The sequence below is a fragment of the Rhizobium sp. P2_G9 genome, from assembly GCF_056403475.1.
Genome location: NZ_JBFUFK010000015.1, coordinates 39,360 through 60,506, shown reverse-complemented (window position 1 = coordinate 60,506; position 21,147 = coordinate 39,360). Strand labels below are relative to the sequence as shown.

19 protein-coding genes are annotated in these 21,147 nt (G+C 61.7%); 7 read left to right on the top strand and 12 right to left on the bottom strand.

Annotated features, from left to right (window positions below):
- Nucleotides 1-13: 13 nt before the first annotated feature.
- From AC1DYF_RS14640 to AC1DYF_RS14605, 8 genes are all read right to left on the bottom strand, one after another.
- Nucleotides 14-694 carry a cysteine hydrolase family protein gene (locus AC1DYF_RS14640; RefSeq protein WP_477877455.1) on the bottom strand — a complete coding sequence of 227 codons (681 nt, stop codon included), beginning with the start codon at nucleotides 692-694 and terminating at the stop codon, nucleotides 14-16.
- Between the two features lie 63 nt (nucleotides 695-757).
- Nucleotides 758-2,281, bottom strand: coding sequence for an ABC transporter ATP-binding protein (locus tag AC1DYF_RS14635; RefSeq protein ID WP_477877454.1), 1,524 nt, complete (start codon nucleotides 2,279-2,281; stop codon nucleotides 758-760).
- Nucleotides 2,278-3,003 carry a biuret amidohydrolase gene (gene biuH, locus AC1DYF_RS14630; RefSeq protein ID WP_477877618.1) on the bottom strand — a complete coding sequence of 242 codons (726 nt, stop codon included), beginning with the start codon at nucleotides 3,001-3,003 and terminating at the stop codon, nucleotides 2,278-2,280. Before biuH ends, AC1DYF_RS14635 begins: the two co-directional genes overlap by 4 nt.
- A gap of 19 nt (nucleotides 3,004-3,022) precedes the next feature.
- Complete coding sequence (locus tag AC1DYF_RS14625; RefSeq protein ID WP_477877453.1) at nucleotides 3,023-3,943, bottom strand: ABC transporter permease; 921 nt, start codon at nucleotides 3,941-3,943, stop codon at nucleotides 3,023-3,025.
- Nucleotides 3,943-5,022: an ABC transporter permease gene (locus AC1DYF_RS14620; RefSeq protein ID WP_477877617.1), complete on the bottom strand. Its 1,080-nt coding sequence runs from the start codon at nucleotides 5,020-5,022 to the stop codon at nucleotides 3,943-3,945. Before AC1DYF_RS14620 ends, AC1DYF_RS14625 begins: the two co-directional genes overlap by 1 nt.
- A gap of 144 nt (nucleotides 5,023-5,166) precedes the next feature.
- A complete protein-coding gene (locus AC1DYF_RS14615) occupies nucleotides 5,167-6,273 on the bottom strand; it encodes a BMP family ABC transporter substrate-binding protein (protein ID WP_477877452.1) in 1,107 nt (368 codons plus the stop codon).
- Nucleotides 6,274-6,778: 505 nt separating this feature from the next.
- Complete coding sequence (locus tag AC1DYF_RS14610) at nucleotides 6,779-6,988, bottom strand: dodecin (protein WP_477877451.1); 210 nt, start codon at nucleotides 6,986-6,988, stop codon at nucleotides 6,779-6,781.
- Between the two features lie 300 nt (nucleotides 6,989-7,288).
- Entirely contained in the window at nucleotides 7,289-9,250 is a 1,962-nt protein-coding gene (locus tag AC1DYF_RS14605) for an elongation factor G (protein ID WP_477877450.1), read from the bottom strand.
- 391 nt (nucleotides 9,251-9,641) lie between these two features.
- Here AC1DYF_RS14605 and AC1DYF_RS14600 point away from each other — a divergent pair, with 391 nt between their 5' ends.
- Genes AC1DYF_RS14600 through AC1DYF_RS14570 form a run of 7 tightly spaced genes read left to right on the top strand, consistent with a single transcriptional unit; the run spans nucleotide 9,642 to nucleotide 16,197 of the window.
- Nucleotides 9,642-10,376 (top strand): GntR family transcriptional regulator, encoded by a 735-nt coding sequence (locus tag AC1DYF_RS14600; RefSeq protein ID WP_477877449.1) that lies wholly within the window; start codon nucleotides 9,642-9,644, stop codon nucleotides 10,374-10,376.
- A gap of 2 nt (nucleotides 10,377-10,378) precedes the next feature.
- A complete protein-coding gene (locus tag AC1DYF_RS14595) occupies nucleotides 10,379-11,401 on the top strand; it encodes an ADP-ribosylglycohydrolase family protein (RefSeq protein ID WP_477877448.1) in 1,023 nt (340 codons plus the stop codon).
- The gene (locus AC1DYF_RS14590) at nucleotides 11,398-12,381 is read left to right on the top strand and encodes a PfkB family carbohydrate kinase (protein ID WP_477877447.1); all 984 of its coding nucleotides are present in this window, start codon (nucleotides 11,398-11,400) and stop codon (nucleotides 12,379-12,381) included. The genes AC1DYF_RS14595 and AC1DYF_RS14590 overlap by 4 nt, the downstream gene beginning before the upstream one ends.
- A 30-nt stretch (nucleotides 12,382-12,411) precedes the next feature.
- The gene (locus AC1DYF_RS14585) at nucleotides 12,412-13,458 is read left to right on the top strand and encodes an ABC transporter substrate-binding protein (protein ID WP_477877616.1); all 1,047 of its coding nucleotides are present in this window, start codon (nucleotides 12,412-12,414) and stop codon (nucleotides 13,456-13,458) included.
- Between the two features lie 29 nt (nucleotides 13,459-13,487).
- The gene (locus tag AC1DYF_RS14580; RefSeq protein WP_477877446.1) at nucleotides 13,488-14,357 is read left to right on the top strand and encodes an ABC transporter permease; all 870 of its coding nucleotides are present in this window, start codon (nucleotides 13,488-13,490) and stop codon (nucleotides 14,355-14,357) included.
- Complete coding sequence (locus AC1DYF_RS14575) at nucleotides 14,354-15,145, top strand: ABC transporter permease (protein ID WP_477877445.1); 792 nt, start codon at nucleotides 14,354-14,356, stop codon at nucleotides 15,143-15,145. Before AC1DYF_RS14580 ends, AC1DYF_RS14575 begins: the two co-directional genes overlap by 4 nt.
- A complete protein-coding gene (locus AC1DYF_RS14570) occupies nucleotides 15,145-16,197 on the top strand; it encodes an ABC transporter ATP-binding protein (protein ID WP_477877444.1) in 1,053 nt (350 codons plus the stop codon). Before AC1DYF_RS14575 ends, AC1DYF_RS14570 begins: the two co-directional genes overlap by 1 nt.
- A gap of 470 nt (nucleotides 16,198-16,667) precedes the next feature.
- On the opposite strand, the gene AC1DYF_RS14565 is transcribed toward AC1DYF_RS14570, so the two are convergent.
- The 4 genes from AC1DYF_RS14565 to AC1DYF_RS14550 form a co-directional block, all read right to left on the bottom strand.
- Nucleotides 16,668-17,717, bottom strand: coding sequence for an LLM class flavin-dependent oxidoreductase (locus AC1DYF_RS14565; protein ID WP_477877443.1), 1,050 nt, complete (start codon nucleotides 17,715-17,717; stop codon nucleotides 16,668-16,670).
- A 23-nt stretch (nucleotides 17,718-17,740) separates the two neighbouring features.
- Complete coding sequence (locus AC1DYF_RS14560) at nucleotides 17,741-18,676, bottom strand: ABC transporter substrate-binding protein (RefSeq protein WP_477877442.1); 936 nt, start codon at nucleotides 18,674-18,676, stop codon at nucleotides 17,741-17,743.
- Nucleotides 18,677-18,737: 61 nt separating this feature from the next.
- Complete coding sequence (locus tag AC1DYF_RS14555; RefSeq protein WP_477877441.1) at nucleotides 18,738-19,676, bottom strand: ABC transporter substrate-binding protein; 939 nt, start codon at nucleotides 19,674-19,676, stop codon at nucleotides 18,738-18,740.
- 62 nt (nucleotides 19,677-19,738) lie between these two features.
- Nucleotides 19,739-21,130 (bottom strand): amino acid ABC transporter permease/ATP-binding protein, encoded by a 1,392-nt coding sequence (locus AC1DYF_RS14550; RefSeq protein ID WP_477877440.1) that lies wholly within the window; start codon nucleotides 21,128-21,130, stop codon nucleotides 19,739-19,741.
- Between the last annotated feature and the right edge of the window lie 17 nt (nucleotides 21,131-21,147).

Below are 21,147 nucleotides of genomic sequence, written 5' to 3'. Positions count from 1 at the left end.
CCACTGTCGCTCATCAGACATCGGCCATCTCCACCGTCACGGCCTCCTTCAGTGCGGCAAGCGGCGTCACCCAACCGACAATGCCGCCCTGTGCCACGATCATTTCGATCGCGGCCGCTTTGAATGCGGGGAAATAGCTCTCCGTCGCATCCTCGATCAGCAGGCATTCATAGCCGCGATCATTGGCCTCACGCATGGAGGTCTGGACGCAGACCTCCGTCGTCACGCCGGCAAAGACCAGATGGGTTATGCCGCGGCTGGCCAGCGTCTCGTGCAGGCCGGTGTCCCAGAACATGCCCTTGCCGGGTTTGTCGACGACGATTTCGCCGGCAAGCGGTGCAAGAGCGTCGACGATCTGGTTGCCCGGCTCGCCGCTCACCAGAAGGCGTCCCATGGCTCCGGTCTCACCGATCTTTAGAGACGGGTTGCCGCGGCGGATTTTCGATGGCGGGCAATCGGACAGGTCGGGTCTGTGGGCCTCGCGCGTATGGACGATCGGCCAGCCCTGCGCACGGAAAAGTGCGATCAGGCCGACCGTCGCCGGGATGATGGCTTCGAGGCGACCGACATCGTTGCCGAGACTGTCACCGAAGCCGCCTTTCTCGATGAAATCGCGCTGCATATCGATCACGACCAGCGCCGTATGCTCTGGGTCGAGCGGATAGGGATAGGGCCGTGCGGCAACCTCAATCATGTCATTTCCTCTGCTTGCACATGTCGTCGTCCCAAAGCCGCTTCCCGCTTCTCGGCGACATGCCTAATGCCCCGCCATGTGCTGCCCGATGATATTTCGATCGGTCTGTTCGATCGGCGAGACATAGGTGATCGTGCCGCCGGACATCACCGCGACGCGATCCGCCAGTTCCAGGATCTCGTCGAGGTCCTCGGAGACCAAAAGCACGGCCGCGCCGCGATTGCGTGCCTCCATGATCTGCGAGCGGATATCGGCGACGGAGGCGAAATCGAGCCCGAAGCAGGGATTGGCGACGATCAGCACGTCGACATCGCCCGAAAGTTCGCGTGCGAGGATGGCGCGCTGTACATTGCCGCCCGACAGCGACTCGATCGGCGCGTCCGGCGACGTGGTCTTGACGTTGTAGCGCGAGATCAGTTCCTCGGCCTTTTTCTTCATCGGGCCGGGACGCATCCACCAGCCCAGGCTCGAAATCGGCGGCTTGTCGAATGTCCGGAAGGCGATGTTTTCGGCGACGCTCATGCGCGGCACCGCGGCATTCTTCAGGGGCTCTTCCGGCAGGCCGAACACTTTGAAGCGGTCGAAATTGCCGCGGGTCGGGGTAAAATCCTTGCCGTTGATGAAGATCTGGCCTTGCGACAACAGCCGCTGGCCGGAGAGCGCCTCGACCAGCGCCGACTGCCCGTTGCCGGAGACGCCGGCAATGCCGACGATTTCGCCGGACTTGACCTTGAGGTTGATCGCGTGGATCGCCGGCAAGCCGATCTCGTCTTCGGCGAACAGGCCGGCGAGGTCAAGCACGTCGTGCCGATTCTTCTGTGGTGCGCGTATCGCCCGATCCTTGACCTCGGTGTCGCCGATCATCATCCGGCTCATCTCTTCAACCGTCGCCGTTCGGGCGTCGCCATCGCCGGTCAATCGGCCGCGGCGAAGCACGGTGAAGCGGTCGCAAAACGACTTCACCTCGCGGAACTTGTGGGAGATCATCAGCACGGTGATTTCGCCGCGCTCGGTCATGCCGCGCAACAGGCCGAGCATTTCGTCGGCCTCACCCGGCGTCAATACCGATGTCGGCTCGTCAAGGATCATGAAGCGCTGGTCGAGATAAAGCAGTTTCAGGATTTCGAGCTTCTGCTTCTCGCCCGCCGACAGAGACGAGACCTGGGTGTCGAGCGGCACGCGAAACGGCATGGTTTGCATGAATGCGTCGAGCGCCTTGCGCTCCTTCGCCCAATCGATGACGCTGGGCACGTCAGCGCGAGAGATCACCAGATTCTCGGCCGCCGTCAGGCAGGGCACGAGGGTGAAATGCTGGTAGACCATGCCGATGCCGTTGGCGAGCGCGTCACGCGGGCTCTTGATCGAGATCTGCTTGCCATCGAGCAGGACCTGGCCTTTGTCGGCGGAGTAAAAACCCATGATCGATTTGACCAGCGTCGATTTTCCCGCGCCGTTCTCGCCGAGCAGCGCGTGGAAGGAGCCGGCCTCGACGCGTAGCGATACATCGGCGAGAGCTGTGAAATGGCCGAACGTCTTGGTCATGCCGAGCGCTTCAAGCGACGGCGCACGCCTGGTCCTTTCCGTCATGACTTGCCCTCCGGCAACACGGCGATGAAATCGGCCGAATTGGAGACGGCGCCGAAGACGCCGCCCTGCATCTTGATCATGTCGATGGCGGCAAGGTGATTGGATTCCTTGGTCGCCGCGCAGCAGTCTTCCAGAAGCAGGCATTCATAGCCGCGGTCATTGGCGTCGCGCATCGTTGTGTGGACGCAGACATCCGTCGTGACCCCGGTGAAGACGATGTTGCGGATCGTCCGCATCGACAGCACGAGGTCGAAATCCGTGGCGAGGAAGGTGCCTTTGCCGGGCTTGTCGATGATCGCTTCGCCCGGCGCCGGTTGCAGTTCGGGGATGATCTCCCAGCCCGGCTCGCCGCGCACCAGGATGCGGCCGCACGGCCCCTGGTCGCCGATGCCGGCGCCGATGCGCTGCGAGCGCCAGCGCTTGTTGGCCGGCAGGTCGGAGAGGTCTGGCTTATGGCCCTCGCGGGTGTGGATGATGAAATAGCCCTTCGCTCGCATGGCCTTCAGCACGTTCTGGATCGGGCCGATCGGTTTGCGGGTCAGCGATATGTCGTAGCCCATCGAGTCGACGTAACCGCCCGGTGCGCAGAAATCGGTCTGCATGTCGATGACGACGAGGGCGGTGTTGTGCGGTCCCCAGTCGCCGTCGAACGGCCAGGGATAGGGATCGGCGGCGAGTGTCGTGCCGCCCGTAACCATTGCTGCTTCGATACGTTCGTCCATGCTTGCCATGTGCCTGATCTCATTTGTTGACGGAGAGTTCGCCCGGCACTTCGCGTGCCGCCGACTTCGACTGGGCCGAGGCGATCATGATGAAAAGCGTGAGGATATAGGGCGCTGCATTGAAGAAATAATAGCCCTGGGAAATGCCGATCGACTGCAGCGACGGGCCGAGGGCACCGGCGGCGCCGAAGAGAAGCGCCGCAAGCAGGCAACGCAGCGGCCCCCAACGGGCGAAGATCACCAGCGCCACGGCCATCAGGCCCTGGCCGGATGACAAGCCCTGATTCCAGGCGCCGGGATAATAGAGCGACAGGAAGGCGCCGCCGATGCCGGCCATGAAGCCGCCGATCGAGGTGGCGATGAAGCGGACGAGATCGACCGACACGCCCATGGCCTTGGCGGCCGGGGCGCTGTCGCCGGTCATGCGCACGATCAGGCCCCATTTGGTGTTTCTGAGGCCCCACCAGAGCAGGATTCCCAGCGCAATGCCGAGGAAGAACAGCGGATTGACCTGCAGCGCCTCGGCGAGACGCGAGTCGCCCGTCCATTCGCCGAGCGGGATTGCCTGCAGATGCGGTGCGGTCGGCTGGATGTAAGGCTTGCCGAAGAAGAAGGCGAGGCCGGTGCCAAAACTCATGATGGCGATGCCGATCGCCATGTCGTTGACCTTGGGCAGCTTGCAGATATAGCCGTGGATGGCGCCGAGCGCCATGCCGGCGAGGCCGCCGACAAGCACGCCGAACCAAGGGCTGCCGGTCTGGTAGGCGCCGGCATAGGCGACCATGGCACCGAGCACGAGCGAACCTTCGAGGCCGAGATTCACCCGGCCGGATTTCTCCGTCAGGCATTCGCCGAGCGCCACGAACATGAAGGGGGTGGAGACCCGGATCGCACCGCCGAGCATGGCGATCAGTGCAGTGACGAGCATCGATTCCTGCATCAGCGTGTCTCCCCGGATTTCGGTTGAAAGAAGGGAATGCGGCCGTAGAACGTATCGCTGGTCAACAGCACGACGAAAATCAGGCCTTGCAACACCAGCACCGTGGCGTCGGGCAGGCCCATGCGCCGCTGGATGACGCCGCCGGCCGCGGCCAGCGCGCCGAACAGCACCGCGACCGGAATGACCGCAAGCGGCACTTGCCGGGCGAGGAAAGCAACAAGGATGCCGGTGAAACCGTAGCCCGCCACCAGCGAGGCATTGGCCTGTCCATGGATCGCCGCGACCTCAAAGAAGCCGGCGAGCCCGGCGCAGGCGCCGGCAATGGCGCAACAGGAGACCAGCAGGAAGCCGACCGGCAGGCCCTGCGCTTGTGCAGCACGCGGATTGCCGCCGGTCATGCGGGCGGCAAAGCCGAAGGTGGTGCGGGTCATGAGGAAATGCAGGAGAATTGCAACGATGATGCCGACAAGCAGGCCCCAATGCACCTCGGTGCCCGGCATCGAGCCGATGCGATAGGCATCGCCGATCGGCATGGTCGACGGCTTGTTCGCCGACGAAGGATCGCGCAGTGCGCCTTCGACGAAGAAGTTCATGATGGCGATGGCGATGTAGGAGAGCAGCAACGAGGCGATCGTTTCGTTGACGCCGCGATAGTGCCTGAGCCAGCCTGTCAGGCCCAGCCAGAAGGCGCCCGCCGCCATGCCGAAAATCGCCATGACCGGCAGGGTGATGAACGGCCAGACCTGGTGGGTGACCAGCGGTATGGCGATGGCCGCTGACGCGAAGCCGCCGAGCACCAATGCCCCTTCGCCGCCGATCATGGTCAGACCGATGCGGGCGGGGATGGCGAAGGCAAGGCCGGTGAGGATCAAAGGCGCTGCACGCTGCAGCGTGTTCTGGAAGGAGAAGCTGGAGCCGAAGCCGCCGACCCAGATCAATTTGTAGAAGATGATCGGCGACTTGCCGAGCAGCAGAAGGAAGAGCGCGAACAGCACGGCGGAAACCAGCAACGCGGCCACCGGAATGATGATCGCCTCGGCGAATTTCAATCCCGTTACGGATTGGCTGCGGCGCATCATCCCCGCCGTTGTGGCATCGACAGTCATTGTCATGATCCTCTCCTGTCAGCGCTGTCGGAGTTCAATGGGCTTTTTAAGCGGCTGACGGCAGCCGGATGAGAGGCAGACACGGATGCCGACCCCTCAGTCAGCCGTCATCAAAAATCAGGTAATCGACCCCTGGACGCCCTCCAGCAGCCAGTTCATGCCGTCGAGATAGGGATCGTAATTGCCATAGGCCTTGTCGACCACGACCTTGCCCTTGTTGTCCTTGAGCGTGCCCTTGTAGATCGAGTCACCCTTGACCAGGCCGGCGATCGCGGCATCTGCCGCCTTCTTGGCCGCATCGGTGGCGCCGGCGCCGTAGGGGGTTGAGCGCAGCATGTCCTTGTCGTAGCCGCCGACGAGGAAATTCGGCAGTTCCTTACCGCCGGCGATATCAGCGGCATAGGATTTGTAAATCGTCTCCCATTTGTATTCGGCGCCGGTGATGAAGCCCTTGGGTGCGAGGCTTGCCTGCGAGGCATTGTGACCGCAGGTCTTGACGCCGCGGCCTTCGGCGGTCTGGATCACCACTTTCGGGCTGTCGACATGACAGGTGACGACTTCGCAGCCGGCATCGACCAGGGCGTTGGTGGCTTCCGCCTCGCGCACCGGCAGCGACCAGTCGCCGGTGAAGATTACATGCACGGTGGCGGCCGGATTGACGCTGCGGGCGCCAAGCAGCACCGAGTTGATATTGGAGAGCACCGAGGGGATCGGCTTGGCGGCGACGAAGCCGATCTTGCCCGTCTTCGACGACAGGCCGGCGGCGACGCCGTTCACATAATGCGCCTGGTTGAGATAGGGGAAGTAGGAGCCGGCATTCTTCGGATCCGTGTCCTTGTTCCACAGCGGCGCGGCATGGCGGAACTGCACATCCGGATATTTCTTGGCTATGTCGAGCACGAAGGGCTTATAATAGCCGAAGGACGTGGCGAGGATGAGGTTGGCGCCGTCGATGTTGATCATCGATTCCATCGACTTGGAAACGGCATCGGTTTCCGGCACGTTTTCTTCCTCGACGACCGTGACGCCGGAGACCTCCTTAAGCGCCTTGGCGGCGACGGCATGCGCCTGGTTCCAGCCGAAATCGTCACGTGGGCCGACATAGACGATGCCGAGAATGACATTCGTGTCGGCGCGGGCGATGGAGAGCGGCAGGGTGGAGGCGGCGATACCGGCAAGACCGGTTTTCAGCAGTGAGCGGCGGGAAATTTCAAATGACGACATGACAAGCTCCCTCGATAGGGGCGCGGAGGCGCGCCTTGAGGAGAGAGGAGCAAATTGCATGCCAGGACTTTTGCGGAGGAAAACTCTCGGCAACCGATTGATATGGTGAAGATATTTTCTTTTCTCTGGATTCTGCGAACGCAGCAATTGCGCGCTGCTGCGCAACTAAATTAATCATCTAAAAGTATTAGCATATTTTTTATGCAAATTTTCCGTATTGCATACAATGGGAAAAGTTCGCCAGATTTATGGAACAGTCGGATGAATAGCGTTCTCCGCGCATTGAGCATTGATTGCGCGCCGTCGCCGAGGATTTCTCCGGCATCATCCGCATGATCAGGCAGGAGGTCTCTGGCGGCACCTGCTGAAATGACGCGATCATGGGTACAAGACCTCCGGTTCGCCGCGCCGAAGGCATAGGGTCTCTGACGCGGCGGCGGGTTGGCGGCTGCGCTATGGCGAGGTCGATGAATGCGAAGAGCCGGACAAGCCTCTGACCGACGCGTCAATCGTCGATCCGGAAACCGACTTTCATGACCACCTGATAATGCGCGACTTCGCCATTCTCGATATGGCCCCTGATCTGCTCCACTTCAAACCATTCGAGATTTCTCATGGTTTTCGAGGCCCGAGAGATCGCGCCGTCAATCGCCTCGGTCACCGAGGTCTTGGAACTGCCGATAAGCTCCACTTTCTTATAGACATGATCGCTCATAGTAATCCTCCCAAGCTAAGGTTTGGTTGAAGACAATGTCCGTTCGTAGCGTTCGAGATTTGGGCGAAGAAATACGCAAAAGCTCGACGACAGCAACTGGCTGAGATAATTCAGCCGCTGCTCCCTGCGATCTACGTTCCGTCAGCAGATCGACATTGTCAAACGTTGGCTTCTTTTTGAGGCCGCTGACTTTCCTGCGCGAAAACAACTACGACGAGATGCAAGGCGACTATTTCAGCAAACCGGTCTCCGCTTTGGAATTCGGGGCGCCCATCGGCATCGGCAACGCAAGTACGGCTGCTAATGCTCGATGCGTGGGGTCCCGTGCGCCTTGACGATCGCGTCGGCCTCCTTGCCGTAGAGTTCTTCGAAATGATCGAAGCTCTTTGAGAAATAGCCGATGCCTTGCGTCGCCGAACGCAGTGAGCGTGCCAGTTCATCCAGTGCGCCGCCCGGAACCAGGGCGCGGAAAATATCCCATCCCCTGGCGGTCTCGTCCCGGTCGAAGCCGAGAACCTGACCCTTGAGCGCCGAGACGATCTGCACGAGCCCGCCCGAATAGACCGAGGGGACATGGATCTCGCTGCGGAAGATCGGCTGCATCAAAACGGTCGATGCCTCGGAAAGCGCCTGCCTGACGCCCATTTTCGAAGCTGTCCGGAAGGCATGTTCAGAACTGTCGACCGCGTGGTGCTGACCGTCCGAAAGCGTCACGCCGACATCGATGACCTCGAAGCCCAGCGGCCCCTTGTCCATCGCTTCGCGCGCGCCCGCTTCGACGGCGGGAATATAGTTGCGCGGCACGACGCCGCCCTTGACGACTTCGTTGAAGCTGAAGCCTTCGCCGCGCGCATTGGGGCGCACGGTGAGCTTGACGTCGGCAAATTGGCCGGCGCCGCCAGTCTGCTTGCGGTGACGGTAGTGAACGTCGGAGGGTTTCGAGATCGTCTCGCGGTAAATGGGATTGGGTGTGCGGTCCGAGACGGCGATGTGGAAGACATCGGACAGGATTTTGCAGAGATCGCGCAGATGCATAGGTCCTTGAGCGGAAACCAGAAGTGCTCCGGTGCCTTCCTCCTGCGCGACTTTCAGGCCGCGGTCCGCGTCGGAGAGCTTTGCCAGCGTCTCCGGCAATTTGGTCTCATCACGCTCGGTTGCCGGCACCAGGATCCGTTCCAGCATCGGTGTCGGCGGCTCGATCCAATCAGGCGCGGCGGCCACGGCGTCGACCATCAGCAGAGCTGGGACAGGCAGGTGGTCGGACTTGACCGTGGCGAAGATATCTCCCGCCGCCGGGGTGAGAGGCGCATTGGCACGGCCGTTTGCCGGGTCCTGCACGACGCCGAGATTGGCGCCGCCAAGCGGTACCCCCTGGCGCAGCCCGCCGCCGAAGGCGCGGACGAGAACGGTCTTGCCGACATTCTGGCGATAATAAGCGTGGAAGCTCACGGCTGCCAGCTTGGCTGCATCCATCCCGCTCGCCGCGGCCAAACGCTGCCGCAGTGCGTCGGCTTGTGGTGCTTCATGGCGTAGCGCCTTCATCAGCCGCATCATGCCGTTGCCATGGCTCGCCGAGCCGATCAGCACCGGAATGACCCTGTTTTCCCTGAGAACCCGTGTGGAAATAGCATAGAGTTCGTTGCTGGTCGGCTCGCGATCCTCGATCAGTTCTTCGAGAAGGTGGTCGTCGAATTCGGAGAGATGTTCCAGCAGTTCGGCGCGCGCTTCATGCTCGCGCTCGAGGGCACCGTCAGGAATCGCGATCAGGGCCGAGGGCTGGCCTTCGCGATAACGCCACGCCCGTTCCGAGATCAGATCGCAACTGCCGACGATCTTCTCGCCTTCCCGGATCGGCACCTGCCGCAGCAAAAGACTATGATTGGCATAGTCCTGGAGGGCGGCGATGACGTCCCTGAGCCGTCCGCGCGGTTCATCCATCCTGTTGACGAAGATGATGCAGGGCGTGCCGGACGCTTCGATGATCTTGAGATAGGGCGCTGAGAGCACGGCCTGGTCGGGAGCGGGCGAGACGCAGAGGATACAGGCGTCGCTGGCGAGCAATGCATGCTGCACATGCGCCAGCGCTTCATTCGGTCCCGGTGCGTCCAACGCGCACCACTCCTCGCTTCCGAAGGTGAATTCCGTGAGGTTCAGTCCGTAAGGAGAGACGGATTTTTTCGGTGCTCCCTCAAGGGAGCCCAATTTCTCCACGACGGTCGATTTTCCGGTTTGCGACGGTCCAAGTACGGTAAAGCAGCGCATCAGGCGTTCCTCCAACTACCATAAGCACGTTTTCCACCGCGACAGGATGCCTTGAACCGCGCCCGGACGCCAGAGGGGTGGCTTCTCAATAACACGGTCTCGCGCTTGGCAGGCCAACTGAGCGACAGAAAGCTCGCGAGCGTCTATCGGGCAGCACACAGATTGGTGGCAGTGTTTCGCAAGGAATACACCCATGCTGAACATAGACGCACCACTGGCCGTCTCGTGTTGCGAGAAAGATTGAGATTTGAACGATGCTGCTGCCGCTCCTGTTTCACCAGGGTCTATGCCCGGCAGTCGCCAAAGCACTGAACTCCTGGCCCGTTGACAATGGAAAATTTCATGACATGCTATTGAACAGGATTAAACAGGTTCATTGCATAGGTATGAAATGGCACGGCGCGCTGATCTGAAAACCCCATTGAAACCAGGCGCGCCGAAGCCTGAGCAGATCGCCTCGGTGCTGGAGCAGGAAATCCGCTCCGGCGTGCTCGCCTTCGGGGAGCGGCTGCAGAGCGAGAACAAACTGGTCCAGCGCTTCGCCGTCAGCCGCAACACACTTCGCAAGGGCCTCGAAGAGCTGAACAGCCGTGGTCTGATAACGACAAAAGTCGGTATCGGCTCCTTCGTCACCTTCAATGGCCAAACGATTTATGACGTCATGGGCTGGTCCAAGGCGCTGGCGGATGTCGGCGCCGACACCGAGACGCGGGTACTGCGGATCGAAATGATGCGAGACGCCGCGCTCGCCGAACAGCTCAAGATCAGTGACGACGCCTTCATTGCCATCGATCGCCTTCGCCTTTTGTCAAAGGATCAGAAACCGATTTCGATTGAACGCAGCCGGGTGCCGTTCCTGCCTGAACTCGAAGATGTGCCGCTCAAGGGCCTGCGCTCCGGCTCCCTGACCCAGACACTGCACACGGTGGGACTCCTCCCCGATCATGGCGAAGAATGGGCCGATATCGAGATGCTGGGCGAGACCGACGCGGAACTGCTCGGCTGTTCACCCGGCAGTGCTTTCCTTCGCACGCGACGCCTCACCCGAGAGGCCGACGGAAGACCGATCGAATTCGTGACCAGCCTGCTCAACCCCGCCTATTTCGCGCTTCACTTGGAATTTTGACGATGACGGCAGGGGAGGAGATCGCATTCAAGAGGGCTTTGGGCGCATTGATCGGCGGCGCGCTGGGCGACGCGATGGGCATGCCCACCCAGCTTCTGTCGCCAGCCGAGATCAAGGCAGATTATGACTTCGTCGATCATTTCGTCGACCCTTCGCCTGACCATCCGGTGTCGCAAGGTCTCAAGGCAGGCACCATCACCGACGATACGGAACAGACACTGTTGCTGGCCACCGTCCTGCTCAGTTCTGGCCACGGCTTCGACCATCATGCCTGGGTAAATGCCCTGATCGCCTGGGAGGAGGACATTAAGGCCCGGGGCGGCTACGACCTGCTCGGCCCGTCGACCAAGCGGGCGATTGATGCGATCAATGCCGGCACGCCGCCCGAGGAGGCAGGCCGCAATGGCGAGACCAACGGCGCGGCGATGAGGATCGCACCGGTCGGCATCCTCGTGCCACCGGGTAATGCGCTGATTGCGCGGGTCGCCGAGACTTGCCGCGCCACCCACAACACGACCATCGCGATCTCGTCCGCCGCGGCCGTCGCGGCCGTGATCAGCCACGGCATCGATGGCGCGGACTGGCGCGCGGCGATCAGCCATGCGGTCGCAGCAGCGCGCGCCGGCGAAAAGCAAGGCCATTGGGTGCCGGGTGGTACAGTCGCAGCGCGCATTGAATGGGCGCTCGACATGGTCGAGGACTGCTCAGTCGAGGAAGGCATTTCGCGGGTCTTCGACCGCCTCGGCACCAGCGTCATCTCACAGGAATCCGTGCCTGCAGCCTTTGCCGTGCTGAAGCTCGCCCAGGGCGATGCATGGAAAGCGGCTGTCATCGCCGCCAATCTCGGTGGCGACACTGACACGATCGGCGCCATTGCCGGTTCAATGGCCGGCGCCTGCGCCGGTTATGAGAGCCTGCCGATGGACAAAGTCGACGGCCTGGTCGGCATCGATCTCGATGCGGTGAAACAGCTGGCGCAGGCGTTGGTCCGCGCCCGTCTGGCCGGGCAAGGCGCCCCGGCATGACTGATCCTCGCCTCATCCATATCGGCAGTTCCGTGGTGGATTTCATCTACCGCATCGAAAGCCTGCCGGCGCCAGGGGACGATCTTACCGCATCCTCGTTCTCGGCGCTGCCGGGCGGCGGCTTCAACATGATGGTGGCGGCGCGCCGCAGCGGCATGCGCACGGCCTATGCCGGCAAGATCGGCGACGGACCGTTCGGCACGATGATCGCGGACGCACTGGCGGCCGAGGGCATCGAGCAGCTGCAGCCGGTCAGCTCCGGCATCGACAGCGGCACATGCGTGGTTTTCGTTACCGAGGCCGATGGCGAGCGCACATTCGTCTCGCGACCAGGCGCCGAGGGGATAATCACACCGGATGATTTTGTCTACATGATGCCCGCGTCGGGCGACTGGGTTTTCACGTCAGGCTACACGCTCGCCTATCCAGGCAGCCGGGACAGCCAGGCGCTTTTCATCGAGACCTTGCCCGATCATGCGACCTTCACCTTCGACCCGACCGGCATCGTCGGCGAGATTCCGCCCGAACTGCTGCAGCGGGTGCTCCGCCGGACGGATTGGCTGAGCCTTAACCGGAGCGAAGCGGCCGCGATCGTCGGGTCCGGCGAAGATAAGGAAATGGCCAGGCGGCTGTTCGAGCTCCACTGCCGGCAAGCCAGGGGTATCGTGCTGCGCGCTGGCGCAGCCGGCGCGCTGCTGGCGCTGCGCGACCAGGACCCGGTCTTCGTACCGGCCTTCAAGGTTGAGACGGTCGACACGAACGGCGCCGGCGACACTCATGATGGCGCCTTCGTCGCAGCGCTCAGCCGGGGGCTTAGCCCGCTTGATGCGCTTGTCTATGCCAATGCGGCGGCGGCGATTTCGACGACCCGCCACGGCGGCCCGACCGCGCCCGATGCCGACGCGATCAACGAATTCCTGAAACGTGCCCGGGAAGAGAAATCCGCATCAGCGGAGACAAAGGGAACATTGGCACTCTAGAAGAGAGGAATGGCTATGAACAAGACGAGCATGATTGCGAATACCATGGCCGCGGCGGCGATGACGGCCTTCATGGCCGGTTCAGCCATCGCCGCAGACCTGCATGTCCTGAACTGGAAGGGCTACGGCACCGATGAGCCTTGGGCGGTCGCTGCCTTCGAAAAGGCGACCGGCAACCACGTCATCAACGACTTCTTCAATTCCGAACAGGAAATGCTCACCAAGCTCAGGACCAATCCTGGTCTCTATGATGTCGTGATGATCAATGCCGCCTTTAACGATCAGGCCTTCAGCGAGGGCCTGATCCAGGCGGTCGACACGTCGAAGATCGCCAACTATGCCGATATCGGCACGGAAAAGGCGAAGTCGCCAATGCTCAACCATCAGGGCAAGGTCTATGGCGTGCCGTGGGTCTGGGGCGTAACCGCCATCGCTGTCAACGACAAGTCCTTTCCGACGCTGCCGACCTCGATCAACGTGATGTGGGACCCGGCGCATAAGGGCCGGGTGATCTTGCGCGACGACGCGGTAGAAGCCATCCAGTTCGGCGCCATTGCCACCGGCCAGGACATCAACGACATCAAGAACATGGATGCAGTGAAGGCCAAGCTCACCTCGCTCATGCCGCAGATCCGCACTTTCTGGAGCGCCGAGAACGACTGGAACCAGATGGTCGCGGCCAACCAGATCGATGTCGGCACCTACTGGAGCGGCTCGGCCAACCGCGCGAAGAAGAACTTCAAATTGCCCGTCAGCCTCGTCATTCCGGAGGAAGGCTGCGTCGGCTGGCTAGACGCCTTGTCGATCCCGAAGGACTCCAAGAACGTGGAGGGCGCCCAGGCCTTCATCAACTACATGACCGATCCCTCTTTCTACACTGAATGGGTCGCCAAGGTCGGCGCACCGGTTTCGGCCAACGACAAGGCGGTTGCAGCCCTTCCGGCAGACGCCTTCAACAGGGTGGTGATGGGCGATCCCAAGGTGGCTTCGCGCATCAAGTTCCAGGCGCCGATCACCGATGCCCAGCGCGAGAAATATCTGGCGCTTTGGCAAGAGATAAAGGTCAACGCGAAGTGACCTGACAGGACGACGGCGGGAGGGCAAACATGACGGATTTGGCAAGTGATCCAGCAGGGTCGGGATTGAGACGGGCGGTCCCGCTCCTCCTCCCCGCCTATGTCTGGCTCATCCTGGCGATCTTCCTGCCGCTGTCGGCCATGGTGTTTTTCAGCTTCATGAGCGGCATGCCGCTGAACGGCCGCGACTGGTCGTTCACGCTGGCCAACTACCGGGCCTTCTTCAGCAGCGATATCTATATAACGCTGCTCATCGCGTCGCTCAGGCTCGGGCTCGAAGTGACCTTCTGGTGCCTCGTGATCGGTTTTCCGGCCGCTTATGTACTGGCCAAGGTACTGCGGGGACGGAGCCGCGAGGCCGTGTTCCTGCTGGTCATCCTGCCCTTTTGGAGCAACGGCCTCGTGCGCATCTTCTCCTGGGCGATGGTGTTGCGCGAGGGCGGCATTCTCGACACCCTGCTCAATGCCATCCTGCCCTTCAAGATCAATATCGATCTGATGTATTCCTATCCGGCGGTGATCATCGGGCTTGTGCATTCCTACGTGCCCTACGTCGTGCTGACCTGCTATCTCAGCTTGCAGGCGATCGACGACAGCCTGATCGAGGCGGCGCGCTCGCTCGGCGCATCGCGTTTCACCGTGCTGCACCGGCTGATCCTGCCGCTTTCGCTTCCGGGCATCGTCGCCGGCGCGGTGCTGATCTTCGTGCCGGTAGTCGGTTCGTTCATGGAGCCACGCATCCTCGGTGGCCGCACCGGCACCTTCTACGGCACCGTCATCGAGGACCAGTTTGTCGCCGTGTTCAACTGGCCGCTGGGTGCCGCCCTTTCCTTCATCCTGCTCGCGGTCGTGCTGGCAATCCTCGCCGCCGCCTCGCCCATCATGCGGAGGGCGCAATGAACCCGGTAACACGTATGCTCAACGGCTTTGGCAGGCTCTATGTCGGGCTGCTGCTGCTTTTCCTCTACCTGCCGATCATCATCATGGCGCTGATGTCGTTCAACGCCTCGCCCTTCTACATGCTGCCGATCGAGTGGTCGACGGTCTGGTATCAGGCCTTCTTCGCCAACGAGCAGCTGATCGCGGCGACGTGGAACAGCCTGTTCATCGCCATCATCACCACGGTGATTTCAGCGATCCTCGGCACTGCCGCATCGCTTGCGCTCTATCGCTATGATTTTCCAGGAAAATCTCTGTTGCAGGCGGCGCTGCTGCCGCCGATCGCCATTCCCTGGCTGATCACCGGCACGGCAATGCTGATCTTCTTCTTCGGCGTCGGCATAGGCCGCGGCCTGCACGCCATCGTCCTCGGCCATGTAGCGCTGGCGCTGCCTTACGTGATCATCGTCGTCAATGCGCGGCTGAAGACGCTCGCGCCGGAACTAGAGGAGGCGGCACGCTCTCTCGGCGCCAATCAATGGCAGGTGACCCGGCGGGTGACACTGCCGTGGATCGCGCCCGGCGTCATCGCCGGCGCGCTCTTTGCCTTTGCCGTCTCGTTTGACCAGTTCGTCGTCTCCTATTTCCTTGCGACGCCCGGCCAGTCGACGCTGCCGGTGGAGATCTATGCGGCGATCCGCAAGGGCTTCACTCCCGAGATCAACGCAGTCTCGACCATCATCATCGTGGTGTCGATGGCGATCATGCTGCTCACCGCGCGCTTCTATAAATTCGGGGGAGAACAATAATGGCCAGCGTCGAGGTGAAAAATCTCTCTCGCAGCTTCGGCATCCACAAGGCGCTGGACAACATCTCCGTGCGTTTCGACGATGGTGGCTTCTATGCGCTGCTCGGCCCTTCGGGCTCCGGCAAGACGACGCTGCTCCGGATGATCGCCGGCTTCGATTTCCCCAATAGCGGCCATATCGAGATGGACGGCGAGAGCGTGGAGCGTGTGCCGCTGGAAAAACGCCAGATCGGCATGATGTTCCAGAATTATGCGCTGTTTCCCAACATGACCGTGACCGACAACATCGCCTTCGGGCTCGAAGTGCGCAGCCTGCCGAAGACCGAGATCCGGGACAAAGTCAGGGCAGCGCTCGACCTCGTCAAACTCAGTACACTTGGAGACCGCAAGCCGCACCAGCTCTCGGGCGGCCAGCGCCAGCGCGTGGCCCTCGCCCGCGCCTTTGTCATCAATCCGCGCGTGCTGCTTCTCGATGAGCCGCTTGGTGCACTGGACAAGGCACTGCGCGTCGACATGCAGGCCGAACTCAAGCGCATCCAGCGCGAGATCGGCATCACCACCATCTTCGTCACCCACGACCAGGAAGAAGCGCTGACGATGGCCGACCGCATCGGCATCCTCAGGGATGGGCGGCTGGTTGAAGAGGGCGAACCTGAGGCGATCTACAATCGCCCGCAGACCCTGTTTGCCGCGACGTTCCTGGGTGATGCGAACATTCTTTCCGGCACGTGGGCGGGCGATGCGATGGTCATGTCTGACGGAACGAGGATCCTGGTATCCGGCGCAGAGAACCGCAAACCGGGCGAGGCGATGCAGAGCGCCGTTCGCCCGGAGCGCATGCATCTTATGCAGCAAACAGCGCCATCATCCGAAAACGGGCTCACCGGCCGCGTGATCAGGAAGATGTTCTCGGGGGTCAATTCCACATTCCATATCGAGGCGCTGGATCGCGAAATCCGCGTCGTCGTGCCGAGCTCGGGCGACACCCGTTTTGATGCCGGCGATCAGGTCACGGTGACCTGGTCGGCGAATAGCACCTTTTCAGTTACCTGAAGCGCACGCGGGACGATATTGCAGTGTGAGTCGAGCAAGCCAGTCGTCGACGACCTGTTCGACGCTTTCTTCAAATCGAACCATCGCAACCTCGACATCGCGCTGGGCCATTTCGGGTTGGATCACGCCGACTTTGATCGGCGATCAACCTGACCCGCTTTCGGATAACGCGTTCACGTCGAAAATCGCGGCATCGTCCTGCCGCTCTCGCCGTCCCTCACAGGAGGCATGGCGAGTTTCGTCATCGCCATGCCCAACCGCGGAAACTCGATCTCGGCGATCAGGGCTGAACGAAGACAAGGTTCTCCCCTGAGCGGCACGACCGGCCTGGATGTCCAGAGTTCGTGGAGTTGGCGCTTGAGATCAGCGGCGGCCTTCAGCCGAATCCTGTCCCGACCGACCTGACATAGTCCATTTCGATGCCGCATAGGATAGAAGGCGGCCTTGGCCCATGCCCTCGGCCTGCAGCTTCATCCGTTCGAGAGACGTCTCAAGCGTTCACCGTGTTCCCCGGAGTAGCCCAAGGCGGGGGCGATCCTGTTGCGGAAATCGCTGAGGATCTGGATATATTCGTCCTCCTCGAATTCATAAGGCAGATCGAGGCGCAGCTCGTCGACTTCGGCAAGCACGGGATCGTTGCTGAGCGCTTCGATGATCTCCTCCGATGAACCGACGAGATCGACAGGAAAGAGTGTCCGTCGGTCGCCATTGGGCTGGAGGGTGCGCGGGAAACGCGCCGCCTTATAGGCCGCGTATTTTTCCCCGCGCGCCTTGTCGGCGCCGTCGGTCGGCACGATGACGCGTCCGACCTCGACCGGCCGCCCCTCTCCGCCGCTCTTTCGGTATAGGCGAAGCTGGTTGAGCTGCGCTTCGTGGAAATCGTCGGTGCCCTCGCCCGTTGTCACATTGCTCAGAAGCAGGTTGAAGCCGTTGCGGCCCGCCCATTCCGCCGATCTCAGTGAGCCGCCGCCATACCATAGCCGGTCCGCCAGCCCCCTGGCATGAGGTTGGAGCCGCGGCTGCTGGCGGCCGAATGGCGTATCGATGAAACTGTCCTCGCCGCCGATAGGGCGGCTCGCGAGGTTTTCCTTGAGTTTGAGGACACGATCATGCGTGAAGTCGATCGACGAAGGGTCCCCGTCATGCACGCGATCGCCGATGAGCTGATAATGCGGCGGCTTGCCGGTGCTCAGCCCCGCCTTCAGCCGGCCGCGCGACAGCACATCCACGGTCGCAAGGTCCTCGGCCAAGCGGAACGGGCTCTCATATCCCAGGGGAATCACGGCGACACCGAGATCGATCGCCTCAGTCCGCTGGCTGGCCGCCGCCAGAAACACGGCAGCGGACGATATGCCATGCTCCAGATGCCGCTGGCGAACCCAGGCGGTATCAAAGCCCAGCGTCTMGCCGAATTCGATCAGCTTGAGCGTTTTCTCGATACCGTCCCCGGGATTGTCGTCCGAATAGTTGCCCGGGGTCAGAAATCCGATTTTCCGCAGCGAAAGGCCACCTGTCGCCATTGTCATTCACCTTTTGTCAGCGTTCAAAATTTCGGCAAGCCGGGCGGATTGACCTTGGAAGCCTCCACCGATTCCGGCAACAGGTTCCAACGTGCGAGCGTCGCCTTGTATTTGCCGCTGGCGATCAGGCCGTTGATGGCAATCGAGATCGGCTTTGCCAGGCCGGAATCCTTGCGCGTGACGACGCCGACATCGGCGGTCAGCGGCCAGCCGGCATTCACCGTTCCCACCAGCCTTTTCTTTCCGAGCGTTGCCGCCTGGTAGGCCTGAACGGCATTCGGATCGAACTTGGCATCGGCGCGTCCCGATTCCAGTGCGATATCGGCCTGCGCCTCGTCGTCGAAATAGAGGAGCTCCGCCGGCTTCAGGCCCCTGGCTTTGTTCTGCCTGTCCCATTCGAGCAGGATCCGCTCCTGGATGGTTCCCGAGGAGGTGATGATGCGCAGGCCGGCAATATCCTTCGGTTCCTTGATCGATCTGATCGGGCTCGACGTCTTCACGTAAAAGCCGTGCAGGCCCTGGCGATAGGTCGAGAAGTCGAATTTCAGCTTGCGTTCCTCGGTGACGCCGACATTGGAAATCACCGCGTCATATTTGCCGGAGGCGACGCCGAGCGGCCAATCCGGCCAGGCGACCGGCACGAGCTTGTATTTCAGGCCAAGGCTGTCGGCGATCAGCTGGCCGACATCGGGGTCAGCTCCGACGACGGTGCGAGCATCAGTGGCATAGGTGGCGATCGGCGGCAGAAATGCCGACACCGCGACGCTCAGCGTACCATCCTCGGCAAAGTGAAAGTTCTTCGGCAGGGCGGCTATCGCCTCCTGATTGCGCTCCGCGTGCAGCCGGTGCGGCTGCTCGGGGCTGAGGTCGAACTCTTCTGCCAGCGCCGGCGTGGCGACGAGAAGACTGACGGCCAGGCAAAGCGCCGCGAGCGGCCGGGCTTGGGAAAACAAGGACATGCAAACCTCTCAATTGGGGATCGGGAGGCGGCAGCGCCGCCTCCCTGGACGACGTTGGCGATCAGGAACCGCTCTTCGGCAGACCCGGAGGATTGGTGCGGGATTCAGTGATGGCTTCCGCCTCAAGATTCCAGTGCTTGAGGACTTCCTGATATTTGCCGTTCTTGATCAGGTCGTTGATGGCGATGGTCACGGCTTTGGCAAGGCCTGCATCCTTGCGCGTGGTCACGGCGATCTCGGCGGTCAGCGGCCAGCCGCCATTGACGACGCCCACCAGCTTGGTCTGACCCTTGACGGCGGCTTCATAGGCAAGGGTCGCATTCGGGTTGAATTCCACATCGGCGCGGCCCGATTGGATGGCCAGATTGGCGGCCGCATGGTCATCGTAATACTGCGTTTCGATGGGAGCGAGGCCGGCCGCCTTGTTCTGGCGGTCCCATTCGAGGATGATCTTTTCCTGGTTGGTGCCCGAGCCGGTGATCACCTTGAGGCCCGCGACATCCTTCGGCGCCTTGATCGCAGTGATCTTGCTGTCGGCCTTGACATAGAAACCAAGCACGTCCTGCCGGTAGGTGGAGAAATCGAACTTCTCCTTGCGCTCCTCGGTGACGGTGACGTTGCTGATCACCGCATCATATTTTCCCGAAGCGACGCCGAGCGGCCAGTCCGCCCAGGCGACAGGTACAATCTCCAGCTCGAGGCCGAGAGAATCCGCCACCAGTTGCGCAAGGTCCGGATCGGCGCCGACCACGGTCTTGGCATCGGAAGCATAGGTTCCGATCGGCGGCTCCCAGGGCGAAATGGCGACCGTGAACTTGCCGGGCTGGGCGAATTTGAATTCGGACGCGATTGCCGCGATCGCAGCCGGGTCCTTCTCGGCACGGACGCGCTTGCTGGTATCCGGGCTGAGATCGAATTTTTCGGCGGCATGCGCGGCACCGATGCCAAGGGCGGCAAAGGCGATGATCGCAGCGGAACGATACTTATTTTTAATTGACATTTCCGATTTCCTTTTCTCAGGGTTGCAGCAGAGATTGTATGTCAGCCTTCGTCACGTTCGGTTCAGAGAACCTTGGCGAGGAATTCCTGTGTGCGGGGGTGGGCATCGCCGCTGAAAATATGCTGCGGCGTGCCGCTGTCGACGACGCGGCCGGCCTCCATGAAGATGATGCGGTCGGCCACTTCGCGGGCGAAGCCCACTTCATGGGTGACGATGACGAGCGTCGTTCCCGTGCGGGCGAGATCCTTGATGACATCGAGCACTTCCCCGACCAGTTCCGGATCGAGCGCCGATGTCGGCTCATCGAACAATATGACCTTCGGCTTCAGCGCCAGTGCCCGGGCAATCGCCACGCGCTGCTGCTGCCCGCCCGACAATTGCCGCGGATAGGCATGCACCTTGTCGGACAGCCCGACCCGCGCCAGCAGATCGAGCGACAGCGCCACGGCCTCGTCGCGCGGCAGCTTGCGCACCTGGACCGGCGCCTCGATCAGGTTTTCGAGCACGGTGAGATGCGGAAAGAGGTTGAAGTTCTGGAACACCATGCCGATATCGGCGCGCCGCTCGAGAATGTCGTGCTCCTTGAGCTCGAACAGCGTATTGCCCTTGCGACGATAGCCGACCAGTTGGCCGTCAACCGACACGAAGCCCTGATCGACGCGTTCGAGATGGTTGATGGTGCGCAGCAAGGTGGATTTGCCGGAACCCGACGGCCCGAGGATGGCGGTGACGCTGCCCGGCGCAAGACGGAGATCCACGGTATCCAGCACTTTGAGCGGACCGAAACTCTTGCTGACGCGCTCGACATGGATGGCGGCGCCCGGCCGGAGGTGGAACGTGTCGGTGCGCTTGGCGGAAGCAATCGCACTGATCCTGTTCTGCCGCTCGACCTGACGGCGCGCGAAATAGGCCTGGAAGGGCAGCCTTGGCGGATTGCGGAGGGCGCCGCGGGCGAAATAGCGCTCGATATAATACTGCATGACCGACAGCACGGTCATGATGACGAGGTACCAGACGGTCGCCACCATCAGCAGCGGAATGACCTCGAGATTACGGCGATAGATCACCTGCACGGTGTAGAACAGCTCGGGTAGCGCGAGCACGTAGACGATGGACGTGGCCTTGGCGAGGCCGATGACTTCATTGAAACCGGTGGGAAGGATCGACCGCATGGCCTGCGGCAGCACGATCCGGAGCGCCTGCCGGAAACGCGGCAGGCCCAGGGCCGCTGCGGCCTCGAGCTGCCCCTGCTCGACGGAAAGAATGCCGCCGCGCACGACTTCGGCAAAGAAGGCCGACTGGTTGAGCGTCAGCCCCAGGAAAGCGGCCGCGAACGGCGTGAGCAAGTCAACCATCGGATAGGCGACAAGGACTTGCCCGGACAGTGGATTGGAAATCGAAATGGTTTCGTAGAGATAGCCGAGATTGTTGAGCACGAGCAGCAGCACGATCATCGGGATCGAGCGCAGCA

Coding starts and splice junctions, on each gene's coding strand:
- AC1DYF_RS14640 (WP_477877455.1), bottom strand. CDS start 694: ATGATTGAGGTTGCCGCACGGCCCTATCCCTATCCGCTCGACCCAGAG.
- AC1DYF_RS14635 (WP_477877454.1), bottom strand. CDS start 2,281: ATGACGGAAAGGACCAGGCGTGCGCCGTCGCTTGAAGCGCTCGGCATG.
- biuH (WP_477877618.1), bottom strand. CDS start 3,003: ATGGACGAACGTATCGAAGCAGCAATGGTTACGGGCGGCACGACACTC.
- AC1DYF_RS14625 (WP_477877453.1), bottom strand. CDS start 3,943: ATGCAGGAATCGATGCTCGTCACTGCACTGATCGCCATGCTCGGCGGT.
- AC1DYF_RS14620 (WP_477877617.1), bottom strand. CDS start 5,022: ATGATGCGCCGCAGCCAATCCGTAACGGGATTGAAATTCGCCGAGGCG.
- AC1DYF_RS14615 (WP_477877452.1), bottom strand. CDS start 6,273: ATGTCGTCATTTGAAATTTCCCGCCGCTCACTGCTGAAAACCGGTCTT.
- AC1DYF_RS14610 (WP_477877451.1), bottom strand. CDS start 6,988: ATGAGCGATCATGTCTATAAGAAAGTGGAGCTTATCGGCAGTTCCAAG.
- AC1DYF_RS14605 (WP_477877450.1), bottom strand. CDS start 9,250: ATGCGCTGCTTTACCGTACTTGGACCGTCGCAAACCGGAAAATCGACC.
- AC1DYF_RS14600 (WP_477877449.1), top strand. CDS start 9,642: ATGGCACGGCGCGCTGATCTGAAAACCCCATTGAAACCAGGCGCGCCG.
- AC1DYF_RS14595 (WP_477877448.1), top strand. CDS start 10,379: ATGACGGCAGGGGAGGAGATCGCATTCAAGAGGGCTTTGGGCGCATTG.
- AC1DYF_RS14590 (WP_477877447.1), top strand. CDS start 11,398: ATGACTGATCCTCGCCTCATCCATATCGGCAGTTCCGTGGTGGATTTC.
- AC1DYF_RS14585 (WP_477877616.1), top strand. CDS start 12,412: ATGATTGCGAATACCATGGCCGCGGCGGCGATGACGGCCTTCATGGCC.
- AC1DYF_RS14580 (WP_477877446.1), top strand. CDS start 13,488: ATGACGGATTTGGCAAGTGATCCAGCAGGGTCGGGATTGAGACGGGCG.
- AC1DYF_RS14575 (WP_477877445.1), top strand. CDS start 14,354: ATGAACCCGGTAACACGTATGCTCAACGGCTTTGGCAGGCTCTATGTC.
- AC1DYF_RS14570 (WP_477877444.1), top strand. CDS start 15,145: ATGGCCAGCGTCGAGGTGAAAAATCTCTCTCGCAGCTTCGGCATCCAC.
- AC1DYF_RS14560 (WP_477877442.1), bottom strand. CDS start 18,676: ATGTCCTTGTTTTCCCAAGCCCGGCCGCTCGCGGCGCTTTGCCTGGCC.
- AC1DYF_RS14555 (WP_477877441.1), bottom strand. CDS start 19,676: ATGTCAATTAAAAATAAGTATCGTTCCGCTGCGATCATCGCCTTTGCC.
- AC1DYF_RS14550 (WP_477877440.1), bottom strand. CDS start 21,130: ATGATCGTGCTGCTGCTCGTGCTCAACAATCTCGGCTATCTCTACGAA.